Here is a 26,299-nt window from a genome sequence, read left to right as displayed (position 1 = left end):
TGTTCACAGCAACATACGGGTATTTCTGGCATATAGCCTGACCCTTGCTGCCTACCTGATGCGCCATCATGAAGCCACTGCTGTATATAACCCCCCTGCGTGCCCTGTTGTTCGGCCTGACGCTGGCCCTGTTCGAGTTGCTGACGTACTTGGCCAGTGACGCCGTGATGCCGGCCATGCCGGTGGTGGTGGGCGAACTGAACGCCAGCCCTGAATACATTCCCCATGCCCTTAACCTGTATCTGCTGGGTGGGGTGGTGCTGCAATGGCTGATCGGCCCGCTGGCCGACCGCTATGGGCGCAGGCCGTTGCTGCTGGTTGGCTGTGCGTTCTTTGGCCTGGCCTGCCTGGGTACGTTCTGGGTGCATGACATCGGCCTGTTCAACCTGCTGCGGTTGCTGCAGGGCATTGGCCTTGGCTTTGTGGTGACGGTCAGTTACCCCGCGCTGAACGAGGCTTTCAGTGAGGCGGATGCGGTGCGCATGATGGCCTTGCTGGCCAACATCGCCTTGCTGTCACCGCTGCTTGGGCCATTGGTGGGCACGCTGATGTTGCAGTGGCTGGACTGGCGCTGGCTGTTCGTGGCATTCGCCGTCGGTGCGGTGGCGGCGTGGTTGCTGCTGTATCGCCTGATGCCGGAAACCCTCGGGGTGGAGCGCCGCGACGGCTCGCGATTGGCGTTTACCCCCATTCACCTGTTGCCCCTGCTGGCAGGCTACGGCCAGTTGCTGGCCAACCGCCGCTTTGTCGCTGGCAGTGCTGCGCTGGGCCTGGTCGGCCTGCCGCTGATCGGCTGGATCGGGCTGTCCCCGGTGCTGCTGATTCATGACGAAGGGCTGAGCACCCTGGCCTATGCGCTGTGGCAGTTGCCGGTGTTCGGTGGGCTGATTGCTGGCAACCTGATCATCAACCACATCGCCGATCGCTACCCGTTACCTGTGCTGGTGCGCGGGGCGCTATGGCCGTACCTGGCGGGGTTGGGCCTGATGGTGCTGGCGACCTGGTACTGGCCGAGCGTACCGAGCGTGGTGGCGGGGATGTCGTTGTATGCCCTGGGGTTGGGTGTGGCGAACGCGGTGCTGTACCGCATGACGTTGTTTTCCAGCGTGCAGAGCAAGGGGCTGGTATCGGCCATGCTGGGCATGATCACCATTGCCTTGCTGGGGCTGGGTGGCGCTGTGTTGGCAATGATCGGAGCGGGTGCCAGCCTGCTGCATTTTGCCGTGGCAGCCGGCGTAGCAGGGGGCCTGGCACTGTGGCCGCTCTGGTGGGTGATCGGGCGCGATTGAAACCACCCGATCTCACAGGCGGAAACCCCTCAAGCCGAACACCTGTATGCCCTCACTGCTCGGCTGGCCGTTTACCGCGGGCACTGTCCTGACGCCACTGCAGGGCGATCAGGATCAGGGTGGGTACCCCCAGCAGTGCGGTGATCAGGAAGAAATCGTGGTAGCCGAACTTCTCCACCATCACCCCTGAATAACCGCCGATCAACCGCGGCAACAGCAGCATGATCGAGCTGAGCAGTGCGTACTGCGTGGCGGAGAATTTCAGGTTGGTCAGGCTGGACAGGTAGGCGACGAAGGCCGATGTGGCCATGCCGGAACTGAAGTTGTCCAGCGAGATGGTCACCACCAGCATTTCGAGGTTGGGGCCCATGTCTGCCAGCATCACGAACAGGATGTTGGTCGCCGCCGAGGCCACGCCACCGATGAACAGGATCGGCATGATGCCGAAGCGCACGATCAGCAACCCGCCAACACCCGCGCCCACCAGCGTCATGATCAGGCCGAAGATCTTGCTGACGCTCGCGATCTGGTCCTTGGTGAAGCCCATGTCAATGTAGAACACGTTGGCCATCACACCCATGACCGTGTCCGACATGCGGTACGTGGCGATCAGCCCCAACAGCAGCAGTGCCTGCCAGCGGTAGCGGGTGATGAAGTCGTTGACCGGCGTGAGCACAGGCGCAAGGCCTCGACGCCCCAGGCTCGACAGGCAGGCCCAGCTCAGCAGCACGTACAGGATCAGGCGCAGGAATGCCCGGTCTTCGAGCAGCAGGTCGAGCGGGCTGGTTTCGCCCGATATCACGCTTGACCAGCCGGTATTGAACATCTGCGTGAAACTGGCCGGCACCGACACCAGCAGGATGATCAGTACGAACACCGATGCCAGCTGGTGAGCCAGGCCGTAGCGCGCCGCCGACAGTTGGGTGCGCATGGGCACAGGCGGCTCACGCATGACCAGGGTGGTGAACAGGGCCGGCAGCATCATCACTGCAAACATCACGTAGGTACCGGCCCAGGCTTTGTGCAGGTAGCTGAACCCGGTGGAGCCGAACCATTCGGCAAAAAACAGGGCACCGGCCGTGGCAAGCAAGGCCGCTACGCGGTAGCCGGCCATGTAGCTGGCCGCCAGGGCTGCCTGGCGTTGGTCATCGGCGATTTCCAGGCGATAGGCATCCACGGCAATGTCCTGGGTGGCAGATGCAAATGCCACCAGCACCGCCAGCGCGATCAGCCACGACAGGTGCTGCTGTGGGTCGCACAAGCTCATGCCAACCAGCCCGATCACCACCAGTATCTGTGACAGCAGTAACCATGAGCGACGGCGGCCCAGGCCACCGAGCAGTGGCAGGCGCCATTGGTCGAGCAAGGGCGACCACACCCATTTGAAGGCGTAGGCCAGGCCGATCAGGCTGGCATAACCAATGGTCTCCCGGGCCACGCCCGCTTCGCGCAGCCATACCGAAAGAGTTGAGAAAACCAGCATGTAAGGCAGGCCGGCGGCAAAGCCGAGCAGCAAAAGCACCAGGGTTGACGGGCTGGCATAGGCAGCGAGCGCAGCGCGCCAGGTTTTACGGGGCATGGACCAACATCTGCCTCAAGTTTTCCAGAACAAAGCGCGCACTCTAACCGCTGTGCTCCATCGGGCGCCAGCCATGGCGCGTCATATCCACACGATTGTTGGCCACATTCACGCCCTCGGCACGCAGCCTGGCCCGCTGTTCATCCCCCGAAGGCGTACCGGACGCCAGGCTAAGGCGCCCGCCTGCGCCCAGTACACGATGCCAGGGCAGGCGTGTGCCCTCGGGCAACTGCGACAGCGTGCGGCCCACCCAGCGCGCCGCGCGCCCCAGCCCAGCCAGCTCGGCCAACTGGCCGTAGCTCACCACCTTGCCCGGTGGCACTTGGCCCAGCACTGAATAGAGTGCCGTTCGTCGGTGTTCTGCAGTTTCAGTCATAAGTGCAGGGCTATCAGACATCGCGCCTTCTCTGGGCTGTAGATGAAACCGGACCGGCGGCATTACAAATGAGAGTGGAACTCAATGGCAAGCGTCGGGTCTGTCCTTGCTCCGGCCGGCGGTATCTGGATAATGCCCGGCTTTTCTCGCCAAATCGAACCCGTAGCCCGCTTATGTCTCTTAGATCCCTGTTGCCCTTGCTCGCCGCCTCACTTTGCGCCTCGCCCGCGTTGGCCGATACCGTCTGGATGAAGAACGGTGACCGCTTGAGCGGCAAGATCAAAGTTTTCGATGGCGGCAAGTTGCTGCTCGAAACGCCTTACGGCGGCGCAATCGCCCTTGACTGGAAGCAAGTGAAGACCCTGGAAAGCGACCAGGAACTGCTGGTCAAACAGGACGCCTACACCGGCGAGAAGGCCAAGTCACTCAAGGCCGCCGAGCCTGGCAAGGTGACCCTGGCCAATGGCGAGGCCCCGAAAACGGTGGAGCTTGCCAGTATCGAGCAGATCATGAAGCCCAAGCCGGTGGTCGAGGACCTGGTCTGGAAGGGTAACGTCGACGTCGCGCTGGATTACAAGCGCGCAGAGAACGATACCGATGATTATGACGTCGGCTTCAAGACCACTGCCCGCCACGGTCGCTGGCGGCATACTGCCGAAGGCGAGTACAACCGTGAGACCAAGGACGACGTTACCACCACGGACAACTGGAGCGCCGAATACGCGCTGGACCGTTTCCTGACCGAGAAATGGTTCTGGCAAGGGCGCCTGGAATACAAGCGTGACCATGTCGAAGACCTGGCTCGCCAGCGCACCGTAGGTACCGGCCCGGGTTACCAGTTCTGGGACGACGAACTGGGTGCCTTCTCGCTGGGCTCGCTGCTCAACCGCACCGATTACGAGTACCAGGACGGCGGCAAGGACAATTTCTATTCGGCTGCGATGAAGTGGGACTACACCCGCTACCTGATTGGCAAGAAAGTGCAGTTCTTCACCAATGGCGAGCTGGCCAAACCCCTGGGCAACGTGGCCGACTACTCGCTGGATGCCGAGATGGGCCTGCGCTACAAGGTTACCGAATGGGCATCGCTCAACCTCAAGGCTGAAAAAGACATCATCACCGGCACCCGCGACAGCGACCTGGACAAGACCCGCTACACCGCAGGCTTTGGCGTTACCTGGTAAAGCGCCGTACGCTGCAAGCCTGAAGGGAAGGGGCCATGCGATGGCCCCTTTTTCTTGCTGCACGAAGCTTGTAGCGTGTAAGGCTCCAACCCTGAGGAGTTAGCCGTGAGCCAGAATGCCATCCGTCCCGCCCGGGAATTGCTGCTCAAGGAATACCGTGGCGTGTTGTCGACCCATTCCAAGTCGATGCCCGGTTACCCCTTCGGCTCGGTGGTGCCCTATTGCCTGGACGCCCAGGGCAACCCCCTGATTCTGATCAGCCGCATCGCACAGCACACCCACAACTTGCAGAAAGACCCCAAGTGCTCGTTGCTGGTGGGTGAGCGGGAGGCCCAAGACGTGCAGGCGGTTGGGCGCCTGACGGTAATGGCCCAGGCCCACAAGCTGCTCGACCAGGCTGCTATCGACGCCGCCGCACAGCGCTACTACCGCTACTTCCCGGATGCGGCCGATTACCACAGCGCCCATGACTTCGACTTCTGGACCCTGGTGCCAGTACGGCACCGCTATATCGGCGGCTTCGGTGCCATTCACTGGCTCGACCAGGTAACCCTCGCCAACCCGTTTGCCGGCCAGGCGGAGGCGGGCATGGTCGCGCACATGAACAGCGACCACGCCAACGCCCTTGCGCATTACGTGCAGCTTACCGGTTTGCCCAACGATGCCCCGGCCTGCATGGCCGGAGTGGACAGCGAAGGCATGCACTTGCGCATCGGCCAGGCGGTTCACTGGCTGCCTTTCCCGAGTATTTGCAATACGCCGACACAAGTGCGCGAGGCCTTGGTTTTGCTGGCCCGCGCCGACCAATGGCCAATCGCCTGCGATGCGCCTGCTTGAAAAACGGAGCACAAGCATCCATCTGTTGGTCTTACTGGAAGGGTGTCTTCCGACGAGGAATGCTTTGATGCGTGTTTTTCTATTGCTGCTGCTTCTGTTCCCGGTGCTGGAACTGTTCGTTTTCGTGAAAGTAAGCGCTGCCATCGGCTTTTTCCCGGCCTTGCTGCTGATCATCGCCGGCTCCGCCCTGGGCGTACTGGTGATGCGCGTGGCCGGCTTGGCCACGGCGTTGCGTGCCCGTGAGAGCCTGCAGCGCGGCGAGTTGCCAGCCGAGGACATGTTCCAGGGCATGATGCTGGCGGTGGGCGGTGGCCTGCTGCTCATCCCCGGTTTTATCAGCGACGTGCTCGGCCTGCTGTGCCTGCTGCCGTTCACCCGTCATCTGGCGGCGCGCAAGATGCGCGAACGCGCCGAGGCCCAGGCCATGCGCCAGCGAGCCTTTCAGGACGACCCGTTCCAGGCCCAGCCCCCCCGTGACGGCGGCCATCGGCCGAACGTGATCGAGGGCGAGTATGAGCGCCGCGATAAATAACCTGCCCCGGTGACACCGCTGTGAAGGGGTTGCGCAGCAGCCCCATGCCTGAACCTGCCTTGTACCGCCCCCCGGTAAAAAAATTTCCAACCCAAGCCTTGTAATCGAATTGGCCGACCTCATGTAGTGGACACCGCAAGGTTTCTGGTGGCAACACCAGACATTACTCAGGCGGTTCGCCCCGTGCGAGCGGCCTTCCGGCAACGCCGGACAGCATCAACCCGCCGGTGTCGACACCGGCCGATGAAAACCACAATTTGGGAGAGATCGACAATGAAGCTTCGTCCTCTGCATGACCGCGTCGTCATCCGTCGCAGCGAAGAAGAATCGAAAACCGCTGGCGGTATCGTCCTGCCGGGTTCGGCCGCTGAAAAACCCAACCGCGGCGAAGTCGTCGCTGTCGGCACCGGCCGCGTCCTGGACAACGGTGAAGTACGTGCGCTGGCCGTCAAAGTGGGTGACAAAGTGGTTTTCGGCCCGTACTCGGGTAGCAACACCGTGAAAGTCGACGGCGAAGACCTGCTGGTCATGGCCGAAAACGAAATCCTGGCCGTTGTCGAAGGCTGATTTCCCCCGACTTCCCGTTACTCCAAAGATTTTCAAGGATTAAACGATCATGGCTGCTAAAGACGTAAAATTCGGTGATTCCGCTCGCAAGAAAATGCTGGTGGGTGTCAACGTTCTGGCTGACGCGGTAAAAGCGACCCTCGGCCCGAAAGGCCGTAACGTGGTACTGGCCAAGAGCTTCGGTGCGCCGACCATCACCAAGGACGGCGTTTCCGTTGCCAAAGAAATCGAGCTGAAAGACGCCTTCGAGAACATGGGCGCCCAGCTGGTCAAGGAAGTCGCTTCCAAGGCCAACGATGCTGCCGGTGACGGCACCACCACCGCCACCGTTCTGGCCCAGTCGATCGTCAACGAAGGCCTGAAAGCCGTCGCTGCCGGCATGAACCCGATGGACCTCAAGCGCGGTATCGACAAGGCCACTGCTGCCATCGTTGCCGAGCTGAAAAACCTGTCCAAGCCTTGCGCCGACTCCAAGGCCATCGCTCAGGTAGGTACCATCTCCGCCAACTCCGACAGCTCCATCGGTGAGATCATCGCCGAAGCCATGGAAAAAGTCGGCAAGGAAGGCGTTATCACCGTTGAAGAAGGCTCGGGCCTGGAAAACGAACTGTCTGTGGTAGAAGGCATGCAGTTCGACCGTGGCTACCTGTCGCCGTACTTCATCAACAAGCCAGACACCATGGTTGCCGAGCTGGAAAGCCCGCTGCTGCTGCTGGTCGACAAGAAAATCTCCAACATCCGCGAGCTGCTGCCTGTTCTGGAAGCCGTTGCCAAGGCCGGTCGCCCACTGCTGATCGTTGCCGAAGATGTTGAAGGCGAAGCGCTGGCGACCCTGGTCGTCAACAACATGCGTGGCATCGTCAAGGTAGCTGCGGTCAAGGCACCTGGCTTCGGCGACCGCCGCAAGGCCATGCTGCAGGACATCGCTGTGCTGACCGGCGGCCAGGTTATTTCCGAAGAAATCGGCCTGTCCCTGGAAACCGCTACCCTGGAGCACCTGGGTAACGCCAAGCGCGTGATCCTGTCCAAGGAAAACACCACCATCATCGACGGCGCTGGCGCCGACGGCGAGATCGAAGCACGCGTCAAGCAGATCCGTGCTCAGATCGAAGAGACTTCCTCGGACTACGACCGTGAGAAGCTGCAAGAGCGCCTGGCCAAGCTGGCCGGCGGTGTTGCCGTGATCAAGGTCGGTGCCGGCACCGAAGTTGAAATGAAAGAGAAGAAAGCCCGCGTTGAAGACGCCCTGCACGCTACCCGTGCAGCCGTTGAAGAAGGCGTGGTACCTGGCGGTGGCGTTGCCCTGGTGCGCGCCCTGGCTGCCATCGTTGACCTGAAAGGCGACAACGAAGACCAGAACGTCGGTATCGCCCTGCTGCGTCGCGCTGTCGAATCGCCGCTGCGTCAGATCACTGCCAACGCCGGCGACGAGCCAAGCGTTGTGGCTGACAAGGTCAAGCAAGGTTCGGGTAACTACGGCTACAACGCGGCTACCGGCGAATACGGCGACATGATCGAGATGGGCATCCTGGACCCAGCCAAGGTCACCCGTTCGGCCCTGCAAGCAGCTGCTTCGATCGGCGGTCTGATGATCACCACCGAAGCCATGGTTGCAGACCTGCCGGAAGACAAGCCGGCAGCTGGCGGCATGCCTGACATGGGCGGCATGGGTGGCATGGGCGGCATGATGTAAGCCAGCCTTACCCCCAGCGGCACCCAATGCCCCGGCTCGCGAGAGCCGGGGCATTTTTTTGCGCGTTCAAAGGTGGGCTTACGCCGCGCCGCGCCCAATGGCTGGTACGTTGACGGGCCGGTGGCGGTAGAGAATCAGGTAGTACGACCCCAGGCCGATCAGCCAGCAGAACACGGCGGTCCACAGGTTGTGTGAGAGAAAGTGCGCGCCCTGCATCATTCGCCCGAGGGACAGCACCGACCCCGCCACGAACGCTACCGCCAGTGCCGCCCGTGCCAAGCGCGGCTTGCGGTCACGCAAGGCGAAGAACAGGGCGAACAGGCAGAAGCCGGTCGTGGCGTGACCGCCTGGCCAGCACAGCCCCGGCTTGGCGGTGGCAGGGCGGGGTTCCAGCAGTTTGCTGTAGGTTTCCGTGCCGCCGAATTGCGTGAGGCTCCACGGGCACTGTACCTGGGTGATCTTTTTAAGCGGTGTGACGAATGCGGTGGAAAGCCCCAGGGCCAGCACCAGGCAACCGAGCTCACGCCGCCAGCCGAACAGCCGCTTGATGAAGAAGCTGGCAGTGAACACAACCAGTGCCATTATCCCCATCACCATGACGCCCTGCTTTACCCGGTCATGCAGGATGTTCTCCAGCAGGTAGCTGTGGCGGCCGATGAACTGGCCCGAGGCGTTGTCGAAAAACAACGTGGCCAGGTCCATGTCCACTGACGTCAGTTCGAGCAGGATCAGCCCCAGTGCGGTGGCCGCCGGGATGCCCAGGTACAGCCAGAAATTGATCGGACGGGGTACGGTTGCTTGCTGCATGGCGGCTCCAGGGCGCGAGAAGGTCGCGCATTGTCTGCTGTCCGCTATCCTGCGTTCGTGAAGGATCGGTGAAAAAACCGTCAAGCAGCCTGAATGTGCGCCGGGGGTGGCACCGCCGCAACAGAGGCCGTAAGCTGCGCCTGCCGCGCACCACAGCGAGAAGCGCCGCACAGGAGACCCCAATGCGCATCCTTTTGGTTGAAGACAACCGCGATATCCTGGCCAACCTTGCCGATTACCTGGGCATGAAGGGCTACACCGTCGACTGCGCCCAGGATGGGCTGTCCGGCCTGCACCTGGCCGCCACCGAGCACTATGACCTGATCGTGCTCGACATCATGCTGCCTGGCATTGATGGCTATACCCTGTGCAAGCGTCTGCGTGAGGATGCCCGCCGCGACACACCGGTCATCATGCTGACGGCCCGCGACCAGCTGGACGACCGCCTGCAAGGCTTCCGCTCCGGTGCTGACGACTATCTGCTCAAGCCTTTCGCGCTGTCAGAATTGTCGGCGCGCATCGAGGCCGTGCTGCGTCGGGCCCAGGGCGGCGGGCGCCGTACCTTGCAGGTGGCAGACCTGAGCTACGACCTGGATACCCTCGAAGTCAGCCGTCAGGGCCGCTTGCTGAAGCTCAACCCGGTGGGCCTGAAACTGCTCGCTGTACTCATGCAGAAAAGCCCCCATGTGCTGCGCCGCGAGGTGCTGGAAGAAGCCCTGTGGGGCGACGATTGCCCCGACAGCGACAGCCTGCGCAGCCACGTGCACCAGCTGCGCCAGGTGATCGACAAGCCTTTCGAGAAACCCCTGTTGCATACCGTCCATGGCGTCGGCTATCGCCTCGCCGAGGGCCGCGATGGAGTTTAAGCAAAGCCTTGCCCAACGCATCATCATCGCCTTCGCGCTGATGAGCGCGCTGGTGGCCGGGGCGTTCGCCTTCGGTATCGTCTCCACCGTGCACCTGGTGGAGGAGCGGCTGATTTCCTCGGTGCTGGGGGGCGACCTGCAGCGCCTGCTGCGCATGGACAGTGTCAGTGACTGGAGCCACCGGCCCAGGCCTGACCAGTTGTTCTATTTCAGCGGCGGGCGTGACGACTTCGAGTTGCCCAAGGACCTGCGCCACCTGGACCGTGGTTTCCACGAGGTGTTTCGCGACCAGTTGTCCTATCACGCCATGGTCGAGATCGTCGACGGCCGCCGCTACGTGCTGTTGCAGGACCAGAGCGACTTCGAGGAGCGCGAGCGGGTGCTGTTCGCGGTGGTGGTGGTGGGCTTCGTGCTCAGCCTCGTGCTTGCGGTGATACTGGGCTGGTTGCTGGCCCGTCGGGTGATGGCGCCCGTGATCCGCCTGGCCCGCCAGGTACGCCACCGGGACCAGTTGCTGGGGTTGGCACCGCCGCTGGCGCCAGACTACGCCGCCGACGAGGTGGGCCAACTGGCGGTGGCATTCGATGACACCCTGGGCCGCCTGCGCGATGCGCTGACCCGTGAACGGCTGTTTACCAGTGACGTCAGCCATGAGTTGCGTACCCCCCTGATGGTGCTGGCAACCTCGTGCGAACTGCTGATGGAGAACCCGGCGCTGGATGCCCGCTCACGCAGCCAGGTCGAGCGCGTGGCACGGGCCACCGAAGAAATGCGCGAACTGGTCAAGACCTTCCTGATGCTGGCCCGTGCCCAGCGCGACGAAGGCGCGGTGGCATCCAGGGCGACCCTGCGCGAAGTGGGTGACGAGCTGATCGGGGTATGGCGCGACACCATCGAGCAGAAGGGCCTGACCCTGCACTACGAAGGCCGCAGCAGTGCCGGCCCGGTGCTGTATAACGCCACCTTCCTGCAATCGGTGATGGGCAACCTGTTGCGTAATGCGGCGCACTACACCGACGGCGGCTACATTCGGCTTACCCTCGAAGCCAGCGGGTTCACCGTTGAAGACAGCGGCGTGGGTATACCGGAAGAGCAGCGCGAGGCAATGTTCAAGCCATTCGTGCGTGGCGACGAGCGGCGTGGCGAGGGCCTGGGGCTGGGGCTGTCGCTGGTGCAGCGGATCTGCGACGACCAAGGCTGGCACGTGACCCTGACCTCGGCCCAGCCCCATGGTTGCCGGTTCCACGTTGACCTCAGCAGCACGGTAGCGAAAGGCGACCCTGATGTACTTTCGTAATAACCTGTAAGAAAGGTATTGGTCTACGACATAATTTTCACACCGGCATGACCTGATTCCTACGCTTGGCTGCCTAAGCTCGCGGCATTGGAATCAGGAGATGCCCGATGCGTAGCCCCATCAACCTCGAGTTTTCCCAGAAGTACGACAAGACCCACGCCCACGCGTACTTCTTGAAGCACCAGGACGGCCTTGCCCGCCGCTTGTCCCACAAGCGCGACGAGCAGCTGGCGCGCCGTGCCCTGGCCCTGGCGGGTGAGCCTGGCCTGGTGCTGGACTTACCTTGTGGGGCGGGGCGCTTCTGGCCGCTGCTGGCCGAAAAAAACAACCGAATCATCATTGGCGCGGATAACTCCCAGGCGATGATCGACACCGCGTGTGCGGCACAGCCCCCCGAAGTGGTCGCGCGGGTACGGCCTTTGCAGACATCAGCATTCGCGATCGACCTGCCCGACAACTCGGTAGACAGCATTTTTTGCATGCGGCTGTTCCACCACATTGGCGAGGCAGCTCACAGAAAGGTCATTCTCAAGGAGTTTCAACGTGTTACGCGTGACAGCGTGATCGTTTCACTCTGGGTTGATGGTAACTTCAAGGCTTGGCGGCGCAAGAAACTGGAGCGTCGTCGCAGCGCTGAAGTCGCGCAGGACAACTACCAGAACCGTTTTGTGTTACCCGCTGAAACAGTAGAAGCAGAATTCGAGGCTGCCGGGTTCCGCATTCAGGAGCGTCTCGACTTCCTGCCGTTCTATGCGATGTGGCGCGTGTATGTATTGCGCAAGGGGTAGCTGCCAACGGGCAGCGGCCACCGACCTGCGCCAGTTGCGCCGCCACTCGTCGCTGAACGATGCAGAATGGCAGACGTTGCTCTACTTTTATCAAGTGGCGTTTGGCAGCGCTGTCAAAGGGTTAGAGCAATGAAACTAGAAATAGCTCGAGCTTTGTTCCTGGTAGCGGGCCTGGCGGTGACCACCATCGCAGTGGCTGCCTGGGAGCAGCCAAAGCTTGTGGTGTTCAGCAAGGCCGAGATGGCCGAGCAATGCGCATTGCCGCGGCTGATCAAGCCGCAGACGGCGAAGGTGCAGCCGGATCACGACCTGTTGCTGTTCCTGTTCGGCATGCGCCAGGGGTTGCGGCCGTTTGGATGAGCCGGCGCCCTTTACTTGCCCTGCCCCCGCCGAGGGGGCATATGAGGGGTGAGGGCGTATTTAGACCAGGTGCAGGTGGTTGTCCCAGAACCCCGACGGCAGGTTCATCGGCTGCGCCAGCGGCTCGGGCTTGCGGCAATCGTAGAAGCGGCAGCGTCCCTGCCCGGAAGTCACCACGAAACCGTCCTCGACCGCCCCGACCCCTGCGCAATCCGGCATAGGGGCATCCAGGCGCACTGCACCGCTGTCTAGGTCCCACACGAACAGGCGGTTGGCCCGCGGTGCGGTCAGCGCCACCAGGCGCAGTTCGCTGTGGATGGCCACGCTGGCGGTGTACTGGGCCATGGCCTGCAGTTGCTGCTCTGGTACCGGAAAAGCCTGGAATGGCTGGCCTGGGCGCTTGATCGCCAGCAACTCGGCCGTTTCGGTAGCGTCGCCCATGAACTGCTGGCAGACGGCAATGGTGCCATCGCTGCCCACCGCCAAGTGGCGAACGCTGTTCATTTGCTGGGCCAAGGTTTCCTTGCTCAGCAAGGTACCGTCACGCTGCATCAGTACCAGGCTCGGCTGCATGGCGTCGAGGTTCATCTCCACCCGGCTTTCTGCCTCGGTCCGAATGCCGCCGTTGGCCACCACCAGGGTCTCGCCGTCCGGTAGCCAGGCCACCTCGTGGGGGCCAATGCCATGGGTGCTGAGTTCACCCGTGTGCATCAGGCGCTCGCCTTCGAAGCGGTACACACCCAGCACGCCGCGCCCTGGGTCGGTGGTGTCGTTCTCGGTGGCGTACAGCCACTCACCCTCCTTGTGCACCACGGCATGGCCATAGAAGTGGCGGTTGGGCTGAGAGGCCACGGTTTGCAGCAAACGCCCATCGCGCAGGTCGATCAGGTAGCTTTCGGTGCCAGGGCGCCGGGCAACGAACAAGGCTACTGGCTGCTTGGGATGGTGAACAATGGCATGGCAACGCTGGGCCACCTGGGTGCTGAATACCTGGGTGCCGTCCAGGCGAAACCCGACGGCATAGTGCTTGCCGTCGCCATCATCACGCGCCGAGAGCAGCAGGGGTTCGCTACCTTTATGGCGCGAAAGGCTCCAGCCGCCCAAGGTCAGGGCGCTGAGCAGAACGCTACCGAGTTTCAGGGCCTGGCGTCGCAGCATGATCAGTCACCGTCGTTGGCATTGAAGCCCAGCTGAATGTTCAACGCCTTGGCCAGCTCGCCTTCGTGCAGCCGGTGGACGACGTTCAGGCTGTCGTAGATCTGGTTGAGGGCCTGCTGGCCTGCGTCATCGGCCAGCAGCTCGCCCAGGGTCTTCTGGTTGTCGGCCAGCAGCTTGAGCGAGGTGGCGTAGGCATCGTCGATTTTGCCTGCCAGGGCTTTCTGGTCGCTTGGCAGCAGCCCGCGCAACCCTTGGTTGTCGACCCCCACCCACACAGCCTGGGCGGCCTTGAGGCTGGCTTGCAGGCTGTTCATGGAGTTGTGGCTGCGCCAGGCCTCGGCCTGCAGTGGCTGGGCGATGCCCTTGCTCTGCCGGCCCATGGGGGCGCCGAGTTTCTTCTTGAGCGTGTCCAGGGCTGTGACCTGGGCACGCAGCAGGTCGGCGATGGCCTCGTGGGAGTCGGCATAGCGCTGGTTGGGGAACTTGGTCATCTGCGAGAGCATGCCATCAGTGCTGTTCCAGCCTTTGAGGATTTCCTCGGCCAGCGCCTTCTGGTGCTCGGCAATGGCAACCAGCAACGGGCAGTAGCGGGCTTTCTGTTCGGCATTGGCCACATCCGGCTTGCTGTCGAACAGGATGTATTCATAGGCCGACAGGCCGCGCACCACCACACTGGCCTTGCCCAGGGTGGCTGCGTCGACGGGCTTGTCGCCGTTGACCAGTTGCTCGACTTGGCGGCCGACCAGGTTCTTCTTGTCTGGCCAGAACTGTACCTGCCACGCACGGTTGCCCTCGGCCAGTGGGCCGACCAGCAGCGGCTGCAGCTCGGCCCAGGCCTTTTGCGCATCGAGGAAGTCGGCCCGGGCCTTTTCCAGTGTTTCCTTGCCTTCGCAGTAGGCCAGGGCACTGGCAGCCAGGGTACGGTCGGCTTCGACCCAGCGGCTGTAGGTGGGCAGGATCACCTGCTTGGCGATTGCAGCAGAGGTGACGGCCTGCGGGTCCTGCGGGGAGCAGGCACCCAGAGCGATTGCGGCGAGGCTGGTGAACAACAGTTTGGGTCGGAACATGCCCGGCTCCTATGCGCGTTTAAAGGGAATTCAGAAACGCCAGCAGCGCAGCGCGCTGGTCGGCATCGAAAGCAAGTACGAAATCGCGGGCGGCCTGGGCTTCGCCGCCGTGCCATAGCACCGCCTCGAGCAGGTTGCGGGCGCGCCCGTCATGCAGGAACTGGCTGTGGCCGGTGACGGTTTCGCTCAGGCCGACGCCCCACAACGGCGGGGTGCGCCAGTCCTGGCCATTGGCGGCGAACTCGGTTCGCTCGTCGGCCAGGCCCGGGCCCATGTCATGCAACAGCAGGTCGCTGTAGGGGCGGATCACCTGGTTGGCCAGTTCAGGCTCGGCGGCGTCGGCGGCGGTGGTGAACTGCGGGGTGTGACACCCCTGGCAACCCGCCTGGAAGAACAGGTTCTTGCCCGCCAGCACCGCTGGCGAACCCACGTCACGGCGTGCCGGGACGGCCAGGTTACGGGCATAGAAGGTGACCAGGCGCAGGATGTTGTCGCTGACTTCTTTCTCACCGTCGGCGCCATCACCGTTGGGCGCCGCCAGGCAGTCGACCTGGGTTGGCGTGCAATCGTCGTGGGGCAGCAGGGTAGTGGTCAGGCCCATGTCACCGGCGAAAGCATGCACGTTTTGCTGGTTGACGTTGGGCTGGCCGGCCTTCCAGCCAAAGCGGCCGATCACGGTCTTGCCCTGGGCGTCGTCCCACACCCGGTTGGCCCGGCCACGGATGCCGTTGCGGTTGCGATCATCAGGATCTTCATTGGCCAGCAGGTCGGCCTCGGGAATCGCCTCCAGCAGGCCGAGGCCGATCATGGGCGGGGCTACCCGGGCGGAGAACCGCGTATCGGGGTGCATCACGCCGTAGCCGAGCTGGGTGATCTGCAAGGTCGGCTTGCGCAGCTCAACCTGATGGCCGTCCTTGAACGTCACGGTGCTGGTGGTATAGGTGACCCGCACTTTACCCTCAGGGGCTACCCCGGGGATCGCCATATCCTGCAGCTGGGTGCCATAGACCGGCTCTGGTACTACGCCCAGGCGCTCGATCACTTTGGCAAGGTAGGGCTGGTCGGGGATCGACAGGCGCACCAGCATGCCGACCGCGTTGCTGGCGTCCGGCTCCGGTGGGCGGCCGCGGCCGTCGCGAACATGGCAGTTCTGGCAGGCGTTGGTGTTGAACAGCGGGCCCAGGCCGTCGCGTGCGGTGGTGGTGGACGGCGCGATGACCCAAGGGTTGCGGAAAAAGCTGTTGCCCACGGCAAAGTCCAGGCGCCGCTCACGGGACAGGTTGGCCGCGGGCATGGAGTAGGCATTGCGGTCACTGCGCAGTACGGTCGTCTTGCCACCCGACAGCGCTTCGCCGGGCTCGGCCTGGGTGAAACGCGGGGCGTCGTCACAGGCGGCAAGGGCAAAGGCCAGCAGCAAAGGGGCGCAACGGAACAGCGACAAGGACATGCAAGATCCTGGGCTTGAGCGAAAAACCGGCGTGCAAGCTTATCAGGCCCAGGATCATTGAATAAGAGCAATTTGCGTTTGCTCGATGAAATCCTTGTTCAGCCGGTCAGGCCATGAACAGCTGGAACTGCCTGCTCACCAGGCTGACGATCAGGTTCTTGTTGCCGCCGTTGCGGTTGTCGCCGGCGATTTCGATGATGTCGTTGCTCGAGTAGTCCATGGCGGCTGCGCTGATGCACTTGATTGCATCCTTGTGGGCCGGCTGCCAGTAGTCCTGGAATACCCACACACTGGTTTCGGCGGCCGGGCCGAGGATCAACCGCAAGGCCTTGTGGTTTTCATCGGTGTTCCCGACCCAGGGCACGGCAAGGGCACCGTTCCAGACATGCTGGGCGCCGATGGCCAGGCTCTGGCTGCGGTTTTCACCGTCGATCAGGGTAAGGGTGTAGGGGGTGTTGTTGGCGATGGAGCGCAGGTAGGTGACGCTGGCCATGAGGCGTTTTTCTCTACGGTTGTGGGTTGGGGCGGGGCAGGGGCGGCTCGGGGGCGCGGTAGACGTAGGCGGCAAGCAGGGTGATTTCGTTGAAAGGTGGGACCAGGTCGGCGGGTGCATAGCGCCCCATGGGTTGCAGGCCGAGGGTGAAGGCCACGGCTTCGAACATTCGCCGGTCGGTTTCATTGGGGTCGTAGAGGTAGATCTTGCCGGGCCTTGCGACTACGCGGCACATCTCCTCTGCTACAGCGTGTGTAATCGGGGCGCCCATCAGGGTCACGTGGGGCACGCTATGGTCGTCGATGGGAAACCTGGGGGCGTCGTATTCGTAGACCAGGATGAGGTTGGGGATGGGCTTGCCGGCAAACAGGCCGTTGGAGATGCGCTGGCCTGCCTTGTTAAGGTTGTAGGCGTTATGGAACCCGGTTATCAGGTCTTTGCCTTGAACGCGCTGAACGATGCGGCCTTCCCCCCAGACATCGAGAATCTGCAGCACAGTGCCTCCTGGTAGGCGATTCGTAGACCTTGTGCAGCATGGGCCCTCGCCACCGTGGCAGGCATCGGGAAGCATTGCCGCCGCCAACGAAAACGCCCGGCACATGGCCGGGCGTAGACGTGAAGCACTGTTACCGGATCAGAATTCGTGGTCAGCGGTGTCCGGGTTCAGGTTGGCGATGCCCAGCTTGCCTGCGGCCTGCTCGATGGCGCCGGTCTGCTTGACCAGGGCAGCGATGGCGTCACGCACGATCTGGTTGCCGGCGGTGTTGTCGGCAGCGATCAGCTGGTCATAGTGCTCGCCCTTGAGGGCATGGTCGACAATGACCTGGATCTTGGCTTCGGTGGCTTCCAGGTCGGCCTTGAGGGTGGCGTCGGTTGCCGGGTCGACCTTGGCGACCAGCGACGACAGGCTCGGGCCGGTGACCTTGGTGCCGTCCGGGCGGGTGTACTCGCCCAGGTAGACGTTACGGATGCCCTTGGCGTCGTAGAAGTGCGAGTAGTGGGTGTTGTCGCTGAAGCAATCATGCTCGTCTTCCGGCGAGTTGGCTTCCAGCGAAACCTTCATGCGTTCGCCTGCCAGTTCACCCAGCGACAGGCTGCCCATGCCGAACAGCATCTTGCGCAGGCCGTCGTTGGCGGGCTCTGCCTCAAGCTTGGCGCGGTAGTTGTCGGCCACGTTCGGTGCCCAGTTGCCGACCATTTCTTCAAGGTCGGTGACCAGCAGGTCGGTGACTGCCTTGAGGTAGGCACGGCGGCGCTCGTTGTGGCCGCCGGTAGCGCCCTGGCCTTCCAGGTAGTCGGAAGCCGGACGGTTGCCGGCGCCCGGGCCGGTCCCGTTCAGGTCCTGGCCCCAGAGCAGGAATTCGATGGCGTGGTAACCGGTGGCAACGTTGGCTTCGGACCCGCCCAGCTCGTTGAGGCTGGCCAGCTTCTCGGGGGTGATGTCCTTGACGTCGATCTTCTCTTCGCCCACCTGGATTTCAGTGTTGGCGATGATGTTGGCACTGGCAGCCGGGTTACCCAGGGCATGCTCGTAGCTCTTGTCGACGTAGTCGATCAGGCCTTCGTCCAGGGGCCAGGCGTTCACCTGGCCTTCCCAGTCGTCGATGATGGTGTTGCCGAAGCGGAAGGCTTCGCTTTGCAGGTAAGGGACGCGCGATGCAACCCAGGCATCCTTGGCGGCCTTGAGGGTGTCATCGTTCGGGTTGGCCAGGAATGCGTCCACGGCGCCCTGCAAGGTTTTTGCGGTGCTCAGCGAGTCGCTGTACACGGCGTACACCAGTTCGGCGTAGTGCTTGACCACGGCCTTGCCGGCGGCTTCGTCGACAGCCCCTGGCGCGCTGGCAGAAGGGGTGGCGGCCGCGGGTGCCTGGGCTTGCGGCGCGGCGGCCTTGTTGTCCTTGCCTTCACCGCAACCGGCGAGAGCGATGGCAATGGCCAGCAGACTGGCAGAGGCCAGAGGCATTCGAATCATTATTGGTTTCCTGCGTCGTGTGGTTGGACCAGTGGGTGGGCCGTGCGCCGTGGCACGCGAAACCGCAACATCATGCGAAAGATTTGCATTTGCTGTAAAGGGCCAAGCGCGCAATTCATGTAAATGCGGGTCATGGGGTGTAACCGGCAGGCTCAGAGCACCGATACCTGGTTGCGCTGAGCCTGCTTGAGGAAGTTGGTCAACTCGCGGGCCGACAGTGGCTTGCTGTAGTGGTAGCCCTGGCCCTCGTGGCAGCCCTGCGCCACGATGTAGGTCTCCTGCTCGGCGGTTTCCACCCCTTCGGCAATGACCTGCATGCCCAGGCTCTTGCCCAGCTGGATGATGGCCCGCACGATGGTGGCGTCGTCATCGTCGTCCAGCAGGTCCTGAACGAAGCTCTTGTCGATCTTGATCTTGTCCAGCGGCAGGGATTTCAGGTAACTGAGCGACGAGTAGCCCGTGCCGAAATCGTCGATGGCGATCAGCGCCCCTGAGCGGCGCAGGCTGAGCAGGTGTTGGGCGGCGGTGCTGATGTCTTCCATCAGGCCGGTCTCGGTCACTTCGAGCTCCAGGCTGCGCGGCGGCAGGCGGTAGGCTTGCAGCAGGTTATTGACAACCCTCGGCAGCTCGCTGTGGTGCAACTGCACGGTGGACAGGTTTACCGCCATGCGCAGGTCGCCGAAGCCCAGGTCATGCCATTCGCGCAGTTGGCGGCAGGCCTGGTCGAGCACCCATTCGCCAATGCCGATGATGCTGCCATTTTGCTCGGCCAGCGGAATGAACTGGTCCGGCGGCACCATGCCCAGTTCCGGGTGCTGCCAGCGCAGCAAGGCCTCGACACCGACCACGCGGTGGTCACGGTAGCTGATCTGCGGCTGGTACACCAGGTACAGCTGGTTGCGTGGCAGGGCCTCGCGCAGGTCCTTCTCCAGTTCGCGGCGCCGGCGCATCTCGCTGTCGACGCTGGCGATGTAGAACTGGTAACGGCTGCGTGAACGGGCCTTGGCCAGGGTCATGGTCTGTTCGGCTTTTTGCAGCAGCTTCTCGGTGCTGTCGCCGTCTTCCGGGAACAGGGTGATGCCGATGGTGGCACGCAGGCGGATCTGCTGATGGTGATCGAGGTCGAACGGCACTTCGAGGTCGTCCAGGATGCTCTGCGCCAGTTCGGCCGCTTCGTAGGGCTGCTCGATGTTGGCCTGTACCAGGGCGAACTGGTCACCGCCCAGGCGGGCGAGGGCGCCCAGGCGGCCGCTGTGGGCGCGCAGGCGGTCAGCCAGGGCCAGCAGCAGCTGGTCGCCTACCTGGTAGCTGAACTGCTCGTTGATGCCCTTGAAATCGTCCAGCCCCACGCACAGCACGGCTACCCGGTGCTGCAGGCGCCCGCCATCGACCAGGATCTTGTCCAGCTGCTGTTGCAACTGCTGGCGGTTGGGAAGGCCGGTGAGGAAGTCGTACTGGGCCATGCGTTGCAGGCTGTTTTCTGCCTCATGGCGCAGGTGGGTATTGCGTTCGATCGACGCCAGTAACTGGTTGGCGGTGTTCACCCACAGCCCCAGTTCGTTCTTTTCATGCCCCTTGATCAGCGGGATCTGGTGCTGGCTAGGGCGGTCGGGGTTGATCTGGGTGAGGTGCTCGATGATCTTCGACAGTGGCTTGGTCAGCAGCCAGTGGTAGACCAGGTACAGCACCAGCCCCATGGCCAGTGCGCGCAGCACCCCCGAGATGAAGATGATCACGGCGTTGAGCAGGAAGTCCCGGCCATACGACGAGGTATCGAGGGTGATGTTCAGGTCGCCGTAGTATTCGCTGTAGGGGCCGCGGCCGACCAGTTGCGTGGTGTAGGTGCGCTCCTGGCCAAGAATCAGGTCGGTCAGCCAGCGCATGGGCGTGTCCTGCAGGGGGCGGGACTTTTCTGCCAGCATGGTTTCATTGGGGTGGCCGATGGAGGCCATGCGCACGGACTCGTCCTGGAACAGCCCCTCCATGACCTGCATGCCCATCTCCCGGTCAAGGCTGTATACCGCCTGGGTGGAGGGGTCGCGGAACATGTCGAGGATGCGCTGGGCATCATTGTTGACGGCCTGGCGGGTCTTGTAGGTGTCGTAGACGATCTGCGCGCAACTGAGCACGACGCCGACCGCTAGCGCCGACAGCAGCACGACCCTGAGCAACTTGACCGACAAGCTGTTCCGCAATTCCAGCTTCAATGGAGGTTATCCTTAATTCATGCGAATGGCATCATTTTGCCATCAACGATGACCATACACTACCGCGTGGCCACGAGCAGTGTATCGGTTGCCAGACCCTGCAACTTGAATGCGCTGTATCAATAATCCGGTGGTTTGATGTTAGCGTGCAATACGGCCTGAGCAAGCACAACCCTGCGTTGCAGCGGGCATGAAAAAACCCGGCGCAGGGCCGGGTTTCTTGTTCAAGGCTGAGGGGCTCAGGCCTTGAAGGTTTTACCTTCGAACTGCTCGGCAACGAATGCCCAGTTGACCAGGTTCCAGAACGCCTCGACGTACTTGGGACGCAGGTTGCGGTAGTCGATGTAGTAGGCGTGTTCCCATACGTCGCAGGTCAGCAGCGGGGTGTCGCCGCTGGTCAGCGGGCAGCCGGCGCCGATGGTGCTGGCCAGGGCCAGGGAGCCGTCAGCTTTCTTGACCAGCCAGCCCCAGCCGGAACCGAAGGTGCCAACCGACGTCTTGGTGAACTCTTCCTTGAACTTGTCGAAGGAACCGAAAGCGGTATTGATGGCCTCGGCCAGAGCACCGGTTGGCTGGCCGCCGCCGTTTGGCGACAGGCAGTTCCAGTAGAAGGTGTGGTTCCAGACCTGCGCGGCGTTGTTGAAGATGCCGCCCGAAGAGCTCTTGACGATCTCTTCCAGGGTCTTGCCTTCGAATTCGGTGCCTGGGACCAGATTGTTCAGGTTCACGACATAGGTGTTGTGGTGCTTGTCGTGGTGATACTCCAGGGTTTCCTTGGAGATGTGCGGCTGCAGGGCATCATGGGCGTAAGGCAGCGGCGGCAATTCAAAAGCCATGGTGGATCTCCTGATTCAGGTCTAGTTCGCGGTTTGCGCAGGGCCGATCACGGGCGGCCCTATGAGCGTCGGCGAGTTTGTACTCTTTGCGACGCAAGGGCTGGATCATAGCACCAGCCCTGGCGCATAACCACGCAACAAACATAGGGATAAGAGGTTCCTGGGCGGTCACCGGCTGGCGACCAGCGGTGAGCCTGCCGCTGGCAAGCCCACACGCGTATGGGCTCGGCTTGCCGGCAACAGGGCCGTGGAAATCAGCTGAAGATCAACTGCGCGGCCACTGCGAACATCATCACCGCCACCATCAGGTCGAGCATGCGCCAGGTGGCCGGCCGCGCCAGCCACGGCGCCAGCCAGGCCGCGCCCACGGCCAAGGTCGAAAACCACAGCAGTGATGCGCTGGCTGCCCCGGCGACATAGGCGCCGGGGGCGGCCTGCTGTGCGCCCAGTGAGCCGATCAGCAACACGGTGTCCAGGTAAACGTGGGGGTTCAGCAGGGTGACCGCCAGAGCACTGAGCAGTACGGCGCGACGTGAGCGCATGCCCTGGCCCTGCTGGTGCTGCAGGCTCTGTTTCGAGCAGGCGCTGCGCAGTGCCTTGGCCCCGTACCACAACAGGAACAGCGCACCGCCCCAGCGGGCGACGGCCAGCAAGGTCGGGTTATGCGCCAGCAACGTCGCCAGGCCGAATACCCCGGCGGCCACCAGCAGTGCGTCGCAGACAATGCACAGCGCGGCCACTGGCAGGTGGTGTTCGCGGCGCAGGCTTTGTGCCAGGACGAATGCATTCTGCGCGCCAATGGCCATGATCAGGCCGAAGGCCACCAGCATGCCATTGAGGTAGCTTTGCCACATGGTGATTACTCCGTAAAAGATGCTGGCTATTGTGATTTGCCACGCTGTATAAGAAAAACCAATAAAGCTCATCACTCATTAGGAAAATCGATGTTCGACTACAAGCTGCTTGCCGCGCTGGCTGCGGTGATCGAACAGGGCGGGTTCGAGCGCGCAGCCAGCGTGCTTGGGTTGTCGCAGTCTGCGGTGTCCCAGCGCATCAAGCTGCTGGAGGCGCGGGTCGGGCAGCCAGTATTGGTGCGCGCTGCACCGCCCAGCCCCACCGAGGTTGGCCGCCAGTTGCTGAACCACGTGCAGCAAGTGCGCCTGCTGGAGCGTGACCTTCAGCGCGAAGTGCCGGCGCTGGACGAAGGCGGCGTGCCGGAACGCCTGCGCATCGCGCTCAATGCCGACAGCCTTGCCACCTGGTGGGCCGGCGCGGTCGGCGACTTCTGCGCCCGGCACAATGTGTTGACTGACCTGGTGGTGGAAGACCAGGAGGTGGGCCTGAAACGCATGCGCGCCGGTGAGGTGGCTGCCTGCCTGTGTGGCAGCGAACGCCCGGTGGCCGGTGCCCGTAGCTTGGCATTGGGCGCCATGCGCTACCGTGCGCTGGCCAGCCCTGCGTTCATGGCGCAACACTTCCCGCAGGGTTTCGACACCGGTCGCCTGGCCCGCACCCCGGCCATCGTCTACGGCCCCGATGACTTCCTGCAGCACCGGTACCTGGCTTCCCTGGGCATCGAGGACGGTTTCCTGCACCACCTGTGCCCATCGTCGGAGGGTTTTCTGCGCATGACCGAGGCCGGCCTGGGCTGGGGGCTGGTGCCTGAGCTGCAGGCCCGTGAGCAACTGGCTGCTGGGCAACTGGTGGAAATTTGCCGCGATACCCCCATCGATGTGCCGCTGTACTGGCATCATTGGCGCACGGGCGGGCAATTGCTCGCGCAACTGACTGACCACTTGCGGCACACCGCACGGCAATGGTTGGTGCCCTTGTAGCGACGGCTGGCGTCAGTTGCTTCTGAAATCTGGCAAGACGGAGTGTTACATGCGAATTCTGGTCACTGGCGCGAGTGGCTTCATCGGCGGTCGTTTCGCGCGCCACGCCCTGGAGCAGGGCCTGGACGTACGGGTCAGTGGCCGGCGCGCCGAAGGGGTGGAGCACCTGGTCAGGCGGGGTGCGCAGTTCATCCCCGGCGACCTGGGCGATGCCGAACTTGCCCGCCGCCTGTGCCAAGGCGTGGAGGCCGTGGTGCACTGCGCCGGCGCGGTGGGTAACTGGGGGCGTTACCAGGACTTCCACCAGGGCAACGTGGTGGTGACCGAGAACGTGGTCGAGGGCTGCCTGAAGGAACATGTGCGGCGCCTGGTGCACCTGTCGTCTCCGTCGATCTATTTCAATGGCCGCTCGCGCCTGGACATCCGCGAAGACCAGGTCCCGCGACGCTTCCATGATCACTACGGGCGCACCAAGTACCTGGCCGAACAAAAGGTGTTCGGCGCGCAGGAGTTTGGCTTGGAGGTGCTGGCGCTGCGGCCGCGCTTTGTCACCGGCGCAGGTGATGCCAGTATTTTCCCACGGCTGATGCAGATGCAGCGCAAGGGCCGCGTCGCCATTATCGGCAATGGCCTGAACAAGGTGGACTTCACCAGCGTGCACAACCTCAACGAGGCATTGTTGAGCGCGCTGTTTGCCGATGGCCGGGCGCTGGGCCAAGCCTACAACATCAGCAATGGCCACCCGCTGCCGCTGTGGGACGTGATCAACTACGTGATGCGCCAGATGCAGTTGCCGCCGGTGACGCGCTACCGCAGCTACGGGCTGGCCTACAGCATGGCCGCGTTGAACGAGGCTGCTTGCCTGCTCTGGCCCGGGCGCCCGCAACCCACGCTGTCGCGCCTGGGCATGCAGGTGATGAGCCGTGATTTCACCCTGGACATCAGCCGCGCCCGCCAGTACCTGGATTACCAGCCCAGGGTGAGCCTGTGGACGGCATTGGATGAATTCTGCACCTGGTGGAAGCACCAGCCGCCCTGCCAGTGAACCGGGCGCTGTGATGATGGTCATCAGAGCGCCGTGCGAGCGGTTTATACTTCTGTCTCTTAGCTATCTGTTTGGTTGAAGCCCCATGCGCAACGATGCCCACGACGATTTCGATGATGTGCCGCCTTTGCGTGCCGGCACGCCGGATGATGACGAACTGCTGCCGGCACATGTTTCACGCAGCCGCCAAAAGGCCGCGAAGCCTGCGAGCAACGCGCCGTTGTGGGCGTTGCTGGGGGCTGCGTTCATTGCCCTGGGTTGCCTGGGCTGGTGGAGTTTCCAGCAGATCTCGCTGATGGAGCAGCAACTGGTGGCTACCCAGGAAAGCTTTGCCCGTATCAGCGAAGAGGCTGCCGGGCGCTTGCAAGCCATCAGTGGCAAGGTCGAGGCCAGTGAGTCTTCCAGCTCCAGCGGCAGCGAAGCGCTGAAGCTGCAGATTCGTCAATTGCAGGCAAGCCTTGCCGAACAGGGTAAACAGCAACAGGGTGTGGCGGGCCAGGCAGGTGACCTGGGCAAGCGCCTGGAGCAGGTGCTGGCCGATACCCGTGAGCAGCAAAAGGCGGTGAGTGACCTGCAAGCCCAGTTGCAGGCGCAACTCAAGGCGGTGAACGGCGAGTTGGCGGCGTTGAAGTCCGGGCAGCTGGATGGCGGCAAGGTCGACGGGCAACTCAAGAGCTTGAGTGACGAGGTTGCGGCGCTCAAGAAGCAAGGCAACCCGAAAGCCGCCATCGAGAGCCTTGAGCAGGATGTACTGGTGCTCAAGAGCCAGCTGGACAGCCGCGCGAATTCAAGCGCTGGCACTGGGGCTTCGGTACAGGAGTTCGATGCATTCCGTGGCCAGATGACCCGCAATTTCAACAATGTGCAAAGCCAGTTGCAGAACCTTCAACAGCAAATCAACGCTACCCCCCGGTAGGGGCGATCGCGACGGGCTGCAACGCAGCCCCAGCGGTTTCGGGTTCGATCACAGAGTGCCCGGGGGCGCTGCGCACCCCATCGCGAGCTTCGTGCCTACAGACGGGGATAATCGATGTAACCAACCGCACCGTTGCCATAAAAGGTTTCCGGGTGGGCTTCGTTCAACGGGGCATCGGCCGCCAGCCGCGCCGGGAGGTCCGGGTTGGCAATGAACGGCACGCCAAACGCCACTGCATCTGCCTTGCCGTTGGCCAGGGCTGCGTTGGCACTGGCTTTGTCGAAGCGTTCGTTGACGATATAGGGACCGCCGAATGCCTGCTTGATCAGCGGGCCCAGGCTGTCGTCGGCTTCGCGCTCGCGCGAGCAGATGAAGGCAATGCCGCGCTTGCCCAACTGCTGGGCGACGTAGGTGAAGGTTTCTGCGCGGTTGGCATCGCCCATGTCGTGGGCGTCGGCACGGGGTGCCAGGTGCATGCCCACGCGCTCGGCGCCCCACACCTCGATAACCGCATCGGTCACCTCCAGCAGCAGGCGCGCACGGTTTTCGAGTGATCCGCCGTAGCGGTCGCTGCGCTGGTTGGTGCTGCTCTGCAGGAACTGATCCAGCAGGTAGCCGTTGGCACCGTGTATCTCCACCCCATCAAAACCTGCGGCCTTGGCGTTTTCGGCACCGCTGCGGTAGGCCTCGACGATGTCGCGAATTTCTTCGGTTTCCAGCGCGCGCGGGGTGGGGTAGTCGCTGAGGGGCCGGACCAGGCTTACGTGGCCTTTGGGCTGGATGGCGCTCGGGGCCACTGGCAGTTCGCCGTTCAGGTAGCTGGGGTGGGAAATGCGGCCCACATGCCACAGCTGCAGGAAGATGCGCCCGCCAGCAGCGTGCACCGCCTTGGTGACATTGTTCCAGCCGCGTACTTGCTCATCGTTCCAGATGCCGGGCGTGTCCGGGTAGCCGACGCCCATGGCGCTGACCGAGGTGGCCTCGCTGAGGATGAGCCCGGCACTGGCCCGTTGCACGTAGTACTCGGCCATCAGGGCGGTGGGTACGCGGTCGGCGTCTGCCCGGCAGCGGGTGAGCGGGGCCATGATGATGCGGTTGGGCAGTTCCAGGTCGCCCAGGGTGATTGGATCGAAAAGCGTGGTCATAGC

The 26,299-nt window shown here is 63.0% G+C and carries 26 protein-coding genes and 1 pseudogene; 14 read left to right on the top strand and 13 right to left on the bottom strand.

From position 1 onward, the window contains the following. Nucleotides 1–68: 68 nt before the first annotated feature. Nucleotides 69–1,289, top strand: a complete 1,221-nt coding sequence (locus PPA02S_RS14230; RefSeq protein WP_028635167.1) for an MFS transporter — start codon at nucleotides 69–71, stop codon at nucleotides 1,287–1,289. 52 nt (nucleotides 1,290–1,341) lie between these two features. On the opposite strand, the gene PPA02S_RS14225 is transcribed toward PPA02S_RS14230, so the two are convergent. Beyond that, a complete protein-coding gene (locus PPA02S_RS14225; RefSeq protein ID WP_028635166.1) occupies nucleotides 1,342–2,868 on the bottom strand; it encodes an AmpG family muropeptide MFS transporter in 1,527 nt (508 codons plus the stop codon). Between the two features lie 43 nt (nucleotides 2,869–2,911). Continuing rightward, on the bottom strand, nucleotides 2,912–3,265 hold the full coding sequence (locus PPA02S_RS14220) for an MGMT family protein (protein WP_028635165.1): 354 nt from the start codon (nucleotides 3,263–3,265) through the stop codon (nucleotides 2,912–2,914). A 152-nt stretch (nucleotides 3,266–3,417) separates the two neighbouring features. Between PPA02S_RS14220 and PPA02S_RS14215 the strand changes: the two genes are divergently transcribed. From PPA02S_RS14215 to groL, 5 genes are all read left to right on the top strand, one after another. Then, a complete protein-coding gene (locus PPA02S_RS14215; protein ID WP_028635164.1) occupies nucleotides 3,418–4,428 on the top strand; it encodes a DUF481 domain-containing protein in 1,011 nt (336 codons plus the stop codon). Nucleotides 4,429–4,533: 105 nt separating this feature from the next. Further along, complete coding sequence (locus PPA02S_RS14210; protein ID WP_028635163.1) at nucleotides 4,534–5,265, top strand: HugZ family pyridoxamine 5'-phosphate oxidase; 732 nt, start codon at nucleotides 4,534–4,536, stop codon at nucleotides 5,263–5,265. Between the two features lie 67 nt (nucleotides 5,266–5,332). Next, on the top strand, nucleotides 5,333–5,797 hold the full coding sequence (locus tag PPA02S_RS14205; protein WP_028635162.1) for an FxsA family protein: 465 nt from the start codon (nucleotides 5,333–5,335) through the stop codon (nucleotides 5,795–5,797). A gap of 273 nt (nucleotides 5,798–6,070) precedes the next feature. Continuing rightward, nucleotides 6,071–6,364: a co-chaperone GroES gene (locus PPA02S_RS14200; RefSeq protein WP_003251905.1), complete on the top strand. Its 294-nt coding sequence runs from the start codon at nucleotides 6,071–6,073 to the stop codon at nucleotides 6,362–6,364. Between the two features lie 49 nt (nucleotides 6,365–6,413). Beyond that, nucleotides 6,414–8,057: a chaperonin GroEL gene (groL, locus tag PPA02S_RS14195; RefSeq protein WP_028635161.1), complete on the top strand. Its 1,644-nt coding sequence runs from the start codon at nucleotides 6,414–6,416 to the stop codon at nucleotides 8,055–8,057. A gap of 78 nt (nucleotides 8,058–8,135) precedes the next feature. On the opposite strand, the gene PPA02S_RS14190 is transcribed toward groL, so the two are convergent. Next, nucleotides 8,136–8,864, bottom strand: coding sequence for a phosphatase PAP2 family protein (locus tag PPA02S_RS14190; RefSeq protein ID WP_028635160.1), 729 nt, complete (start codon nucleotides 8,862–8,864; stop codon nucleotides 8,136–8,138). Between the two features lie 182 nt (nucleotides 8,865–9,046). Here PPA02S_RS14190 and colR point away from each other — a divergent pair, with 182 nt between their 5' ends. The 5 genes and pseudogenes from colR to PPA02S_RS14170 all read left to right on the top strand — a co-directional run bounded on the left by colR (nucleotide 9,047) and on the right by PPA02S_RS14170 (nucleotide 12,175). Further along, nucleotides 9,047–9,730, top strand: a complete 684-nt coding sequence (colR, locus tag PPA02S_RS14185; protein ID WP_023534349.1) for a two-component system response regulator ColR — start codon at nucleotides 9,047–9,049, stop codon at nucleotides 9,728–9,730. Then, nucleotides 9,720–11,027, top strand: coding sequence for a sensor histidine kinase (locus PPA02S_RS14180; protein ID WP_028635159.1), 1,308 nt, complete (start codon nucleotides 9,720–9,722; stop codon nucleotides 11,025–11,027). The genes colR and PPA02S_RS14180 overlap by 11 nt, the downstream gene beginning before the upstream one ends. 107 nt (nucleotides 11,028–11,134) lie before the next feature. Then, on the top strand, nucleotides 11,135–11,815 hold the full coding sequence (locus PPA02S_RS14175) for a class I SAM-dependent methyltransferase (protein WP_028635158.1): 681 nt from the start codon (nucleotides 11,135–11,137) through the stop codon (nucleotides 11,813–11,815). Further along, nucleotides 11,808–11,948, top strand: a pseudogene (locus tag PPA02S_RS22745) (lipopolysaccharide kinase InaA family protein); the annotation flags it as partial. The gene PPA02S_RS14175 and the pseudogene PPA02S_RS22745, both read left to right, overlap by 8 nt. Continuing rightward, nucleotides 11,945–12,175: a hypothetical protein gene (locus PPA02S_RS14170; RefSeq protein ID WP_028635157.1), complete on the top strand. Its 231-nt coding sequence runs from the start codon at nucleotides 11,945–11,947 to the stop codon at nucleotides 12,173–12,175. The pseudogene PPA02S_RS22745 and the gene PPA02S_RS14170, both read left to right, overlap by 4 nt. Before the next feature lie 60 nt (nucleotides 12,176–12,235). On the opposite strand, the gene PPA02S_RS14165 is transcribed toward PPA02S_RS14170, so the two are convergent. From PPA02S_RS14165 to PPA02S_RS14125, 9 genes are all read right to left on the bottom strand, one after another. Then, a complete protein-coding gene (locus PPA02S_RS14165; RefSeq protein ID WP_028635156.1) occupies nucleotides 12,236–13,333 on the bottom strand; it encodes a DUF1513 domain-containing protein in 1,098 nt (365 codons plus the stop codon). Between the two features lie 2 nt (nucleotides 13,334–13,335). After that, complete coding sequence (locus tag PPA02S_RS14160) at nucleotides 13,336–14,400, bottom strand: imelysin family protein (RefSeq protein WP_028635155.1); 1,065 nt, start codon at nucleotides 14,398–14,400, stop codon at nucleotides 13,336–13,338. A 19-nt stretch (nucleotides 14,401–14,419) separates the two neighbouring features. Then, nucleotides 14,420–15,847 carry a di-heme oxidoreductase family protein gene (locus tag PPA02S_RS14155; RefSeq protein ID WP_028635154.1) on the bottom strand — a complete coding sequence of 476 codons (1,428 nt, stop codon included), beginning with the start codon at nucleotides 15,845–15,847 and terminating at the stop codon, nucleotides 14,420–14,422. 106 nt (nucleotides 15,848–15,953) lie between these two features. Beyond that, nucleotides 15,954–16,340, bottom strand: a complete 387-nt coding sequence (locus PPA02S_RS14150; protein WP_028635153.1) for a hypothetical protein — start codon at nucleotides 16,338–16,340, stop codon at nucleotides 15,954–15,956. A gap of 13 nt (nucleotides 16,341–16,353) precedes the next feature. Continuing rightward, nucleotides 16,354–16,836: a hypothetical protein gene (locus PPA02S_RS14145; protein WP_028635152.1), complete on the bottom strand. Its 483-nt coding sequence runs from the start codon at nucleotides 16,834–16,836 to the stop codon at nucleotides 16,354–16,356. A 138-nt stretch (nucleotides 16,837–16,974) separates the two neighbouring features. Next, entirely contained in the window at nucleotides 16,975–18,312 is a 1,338-nt protein-coding gene (locus PPA02S_RS14140; RefSeq protein WP_028635151.1) for an imelysin family protein, read from the bottom strand. A gap of 152 nt (nucleotides 18,313–18,464) precedes the next feature. After that, on the bottom strand, nucleotides 18,465–20,519 hold the full coding sequence (locus PPA02S_RS14135; protein ID WP_028635150.1) for a putative bifunctional diguanylate cyclase/phosphodiesterase: 2,055 nt from the start codon (nucleotides 20,517–20,519) through the stop codon (nucleotides 18,465–18,467). Between the two features lie 239 nt (nucleotides 20,520–20,758). Next, nucleotides 20,759–21,355, bottom strand: a complete 597-nt coding sequence (locus tag PPA02S_RS14130) for a superoxide dismutase (RefSeq protein ID WP_028635149.1) — start codon at nucleotides 21,353–21,355, stop codon at nucleotides 20,759–20,761. Between the two features lie 254 nt (nucleotides 21,356–21,609). After that, on the bottom strand, nucleotides 21,610–22,209 hold the full coding sequence (locus tag PPA02S_RS14125) for a LysE/ArgO family amino acid transporter (protein WP_028635148.1): 600 nt from the start codon (nucleotides 22,207–22,209) through the stop codon (nucleotides 21,610–21,612). A 90-nt stretch (nucleotides 22,210–22,299) separates the two neighbouring features. Here PPA02S_RS14125 and PPA02S_RS14120 point away from each other — a divergent pair, with 90 nt between their 5' ends. The 3 genes from PPA02S_RS14120 (at nucleotide 22,300) to PPA02S_RS14110 (ending at nucleotide 25,151) form a co-directional block, all read left to right on the top strand. Beyond that, on the top strand, nucleotides 22,300–23,190 hold the full coding sequence (locus PPA02S_RS14120) for a LysR family transcriptional regulator ArgP (RefSeq protein WP_028635147.1): 891 nt from the start codon (nucleotides 22,300–22,302) through the stop codon (nucleotides 23,188–23,190). 49 nt (nucleotides 23,191–23,239) lie between these two features. Next, nucleotides 23,240–24,235 (top strand): NAD-dependent epimerase/dehydratase family protein, encoded by a 996-nt coding sequence (locus tag PPA02S_RS14115; RefSeq protein WP_028635146.1) that lies wholly within the window; start codon nucleotides 23,240–23,242, stop codon nucleotides 24,233–24,235. Between the two features lie 85 nt (nucleotides 24,236–24,320). Further along, complete coding sequence (locus PPA02S_RS14110) at nucleotides 24,321–25,151, top strand: ATPase (RefSeq protein ID WP_028635145.1); 831 nt, start codon at nucleotides 24,321–24,323, stop codon at nucleotides 25,149–25,151. Nucleotides 25,152–25,246: 95 nt separating this feature from the next. On the opposite strand, the gene PPA02S_RS14105 is transcribed toward PPA02S_RS14110, so the two are convergent. Beyond that, entirely contained in the window at nucleotides 25,247–26,296 is a 1,050-nt protein-coding gene (locus PPA02S_RS14105; RefSeq protein ID WP_028635144.1) for an alkene reductase, read from the bottom strand. Between the last annotated feature and the right edge of the window lie 3 nt (nucleotides 26,297–26,299).

This window comes from Pseudomonas parafulva NBRC 16636 = DSM 17004, assembly GCF_000730645.1.
GTDB classification, from domain to species: domain Bacteria; phylum Pseudomonadota; class Gammaproteobacteria; order Pseudomonadales; family Pseudomonadaceae; genus Aquipseudomonas; species Aquipseudomonas parafulva.
The sequence above is the reverse complement of the archived record's forward strand: the minus strand, read 5'-3'. Positions and strand labels throughout refer to the sequence as shown.

What these genes read in the sequence shown, in the direction of transcription:
- groL (WP_028635161.1), top strand. Translation starts at nt 6,414, where the DNA reads ATGGCTGCTAAAGACGTAAAATTCGGTGATTCCGCTCGCAAGAAAATG.
- PPA02S_RS14130 (WP_028635149.1), bottom strand. Translation starts at nt 21,355, where the DNA reads ATGGCTTTTGAATTGCCGCCGCTGCCTTACGCCCATGATGCCCTGCAG.
- PPA02S_RS14115 (WP_028635146.1), top strand. Translation starts at nt 23,240, where the DNA reads ATGCGAATTCTGGTCACTGGCGCGAGTGGCTTCATCGGCGGTCGTTTC.
- PPA02S_RS14170 (WP_028635157.1), top strand. Translation starts at nt 11,945, where the DNA reads ATGAAACTAGAAATAGCTCGAGCTTTGTTCCTGGTAGCGGGCCTGGCG.
- PPA02S_RS14110 (WP_028635145.1), top strand. Translation starts at nt 24,321, where the DNA reads ATGCGCAACGATGCCCACGACGATTTCGATGATGTGCCGCCTTTGCGT.
- PPA02S_RS14125 (WP_028635148.1), bottom strand. Translation starts at nt 22,209, where the DNA reads ATGTGGCAAAGCTACCTCAATGGCATGCTGGTGGCCTTCGGCCTGATC.
- PPA02S_RS14165 (WP_028635156.1), bottom strand. Translation starts at nt 13,333, where the DNA reads ATGCTGCGACGCCAGGCCCTGAAACTCGGTAGCGTTCTGCTCAGCGCC.
- PPA02S_RS14225 (WP_028635166.1), bottom strand. Translation starts at nt 2,868, where the DNA reads ATGCCCCGTAAAACCTGGCGCGCTGCGCTCGCTGCCTATGCCAGCCCG.
- PPA02S_RS14120 (WP_028635147.1), top strand. Translation starts at nt 22,300, where the DNA reads ATGTTCGACTACAAGCTGCTTGCCGCGCTGGCTGCGGTGATCGAACAG.
- PPA02S_RS14140 (WP_028635151.1), bottom strand. Translation starts at nt 18,312, where the DNA reads ATGATTCGAATGCCTCTGGCCTCTGCCAGTCTGCTGGCCATTGCCATC.
- PPA02S_RS14155 (WP_028635154.1), bottom strand. Translation starts at nt 15,847, where the DNA reads ATGTCCTTGTCGCTGTTCCGTTGCGCCCCTTTGCTGCTGGCCTTTGCC.
- PPA02S_RS14215 (WP_028635164.1), top strand. Translation starts at nt 3,418, where the DNA reads ATGTCTCTTAGATCCCTGTTGCCCTTGCTCGCCGCCTCACTTTGCGCC.
- PPA02S_RS14190 (WP_028635160.1), bottom strand. Translation starts at nt 8,864, where the DNA reads ATGCAGCAAGCAACCGTACCCCGTCCGATCAATTTCTGGCTGTACCTG.
- PPA02S_RS14200 (WP_003251905.1), top strand. Translation starts at nt 6,071, where the DNA reads ATGAAGCTTCGTCCTCTGCATGACCGCGTCGTCATCCGTCGCAGCGAA.
- PPA02S_RS14205 (WP_028635162.1), top strand. Translation starts at nt 5,333, where the DNA reads ATGCGTGTTTTTCTATTGCTGCTGCTTCTGTTCCCGGTGCTGGAACTG.
- PPA02S_RS14160 (WP_028635155.1), bottom strand. Translation starts at nt 14,400, where the DNA reads ATGTTCCGACCCAAACTGTTGTTCACCAGCCTCGCCGCAATCGCTCTG.
- PPA02S_RS14150 (WP_028635153.1), bottom strand. Translation starts at nt 16,340, where the DNA reads ATGGCCAGCGTCACCTACCTGCGCTCCATCGCCAACAACACCCCCTAC.
- PPA02S_RS14230 (WP_028635167.1), top strand. Translation starts at nt 69, where the DNA reads ATGAAGCCACTGCTGTATATAACCCCCCTGCGTGCCCTGTTGTTCGGC.
- PPA02S_RS14220 (WP_028635165.1), bottom strand. Translation starts at nt 3,265, where the DNA reads ATGTCTGATAGCCCTGCACTTATGACTGAAACTGCAGAACACCGACGA.
- PPA02S_RS14105 (WP_028635144.1), bottom strand. Translation starts at nt 26,296, where the DNA reads ATGACCACGCTTTTCGATCCAATCACCCTGGGCGACCTGGAACTGCCC.
- colR (WP_023534349.1), top strand. Translation starts at nt 9,047, where the DNA reads ATGCGCATCCTTTTGGTTGAAGACAACCGCGATATCCTGGCCAACCTT.
- PPA02S_RS14180 (WP_028635159.1), top strand. Translation starts at nt 9,720, where the DNA reads ATGGAGTTTAAGCAAAGCCTTGCCCAACGCATCATCATCGCCTTCGCG.
- PPA02S_RS14175 (WP_028635158.1), top strand. Translation starts at nt 11,135, where the DNA reads ATGCGTAGCCCCATCAACCTCGAGTTTTCCCAGAAGTACGACAAGACC.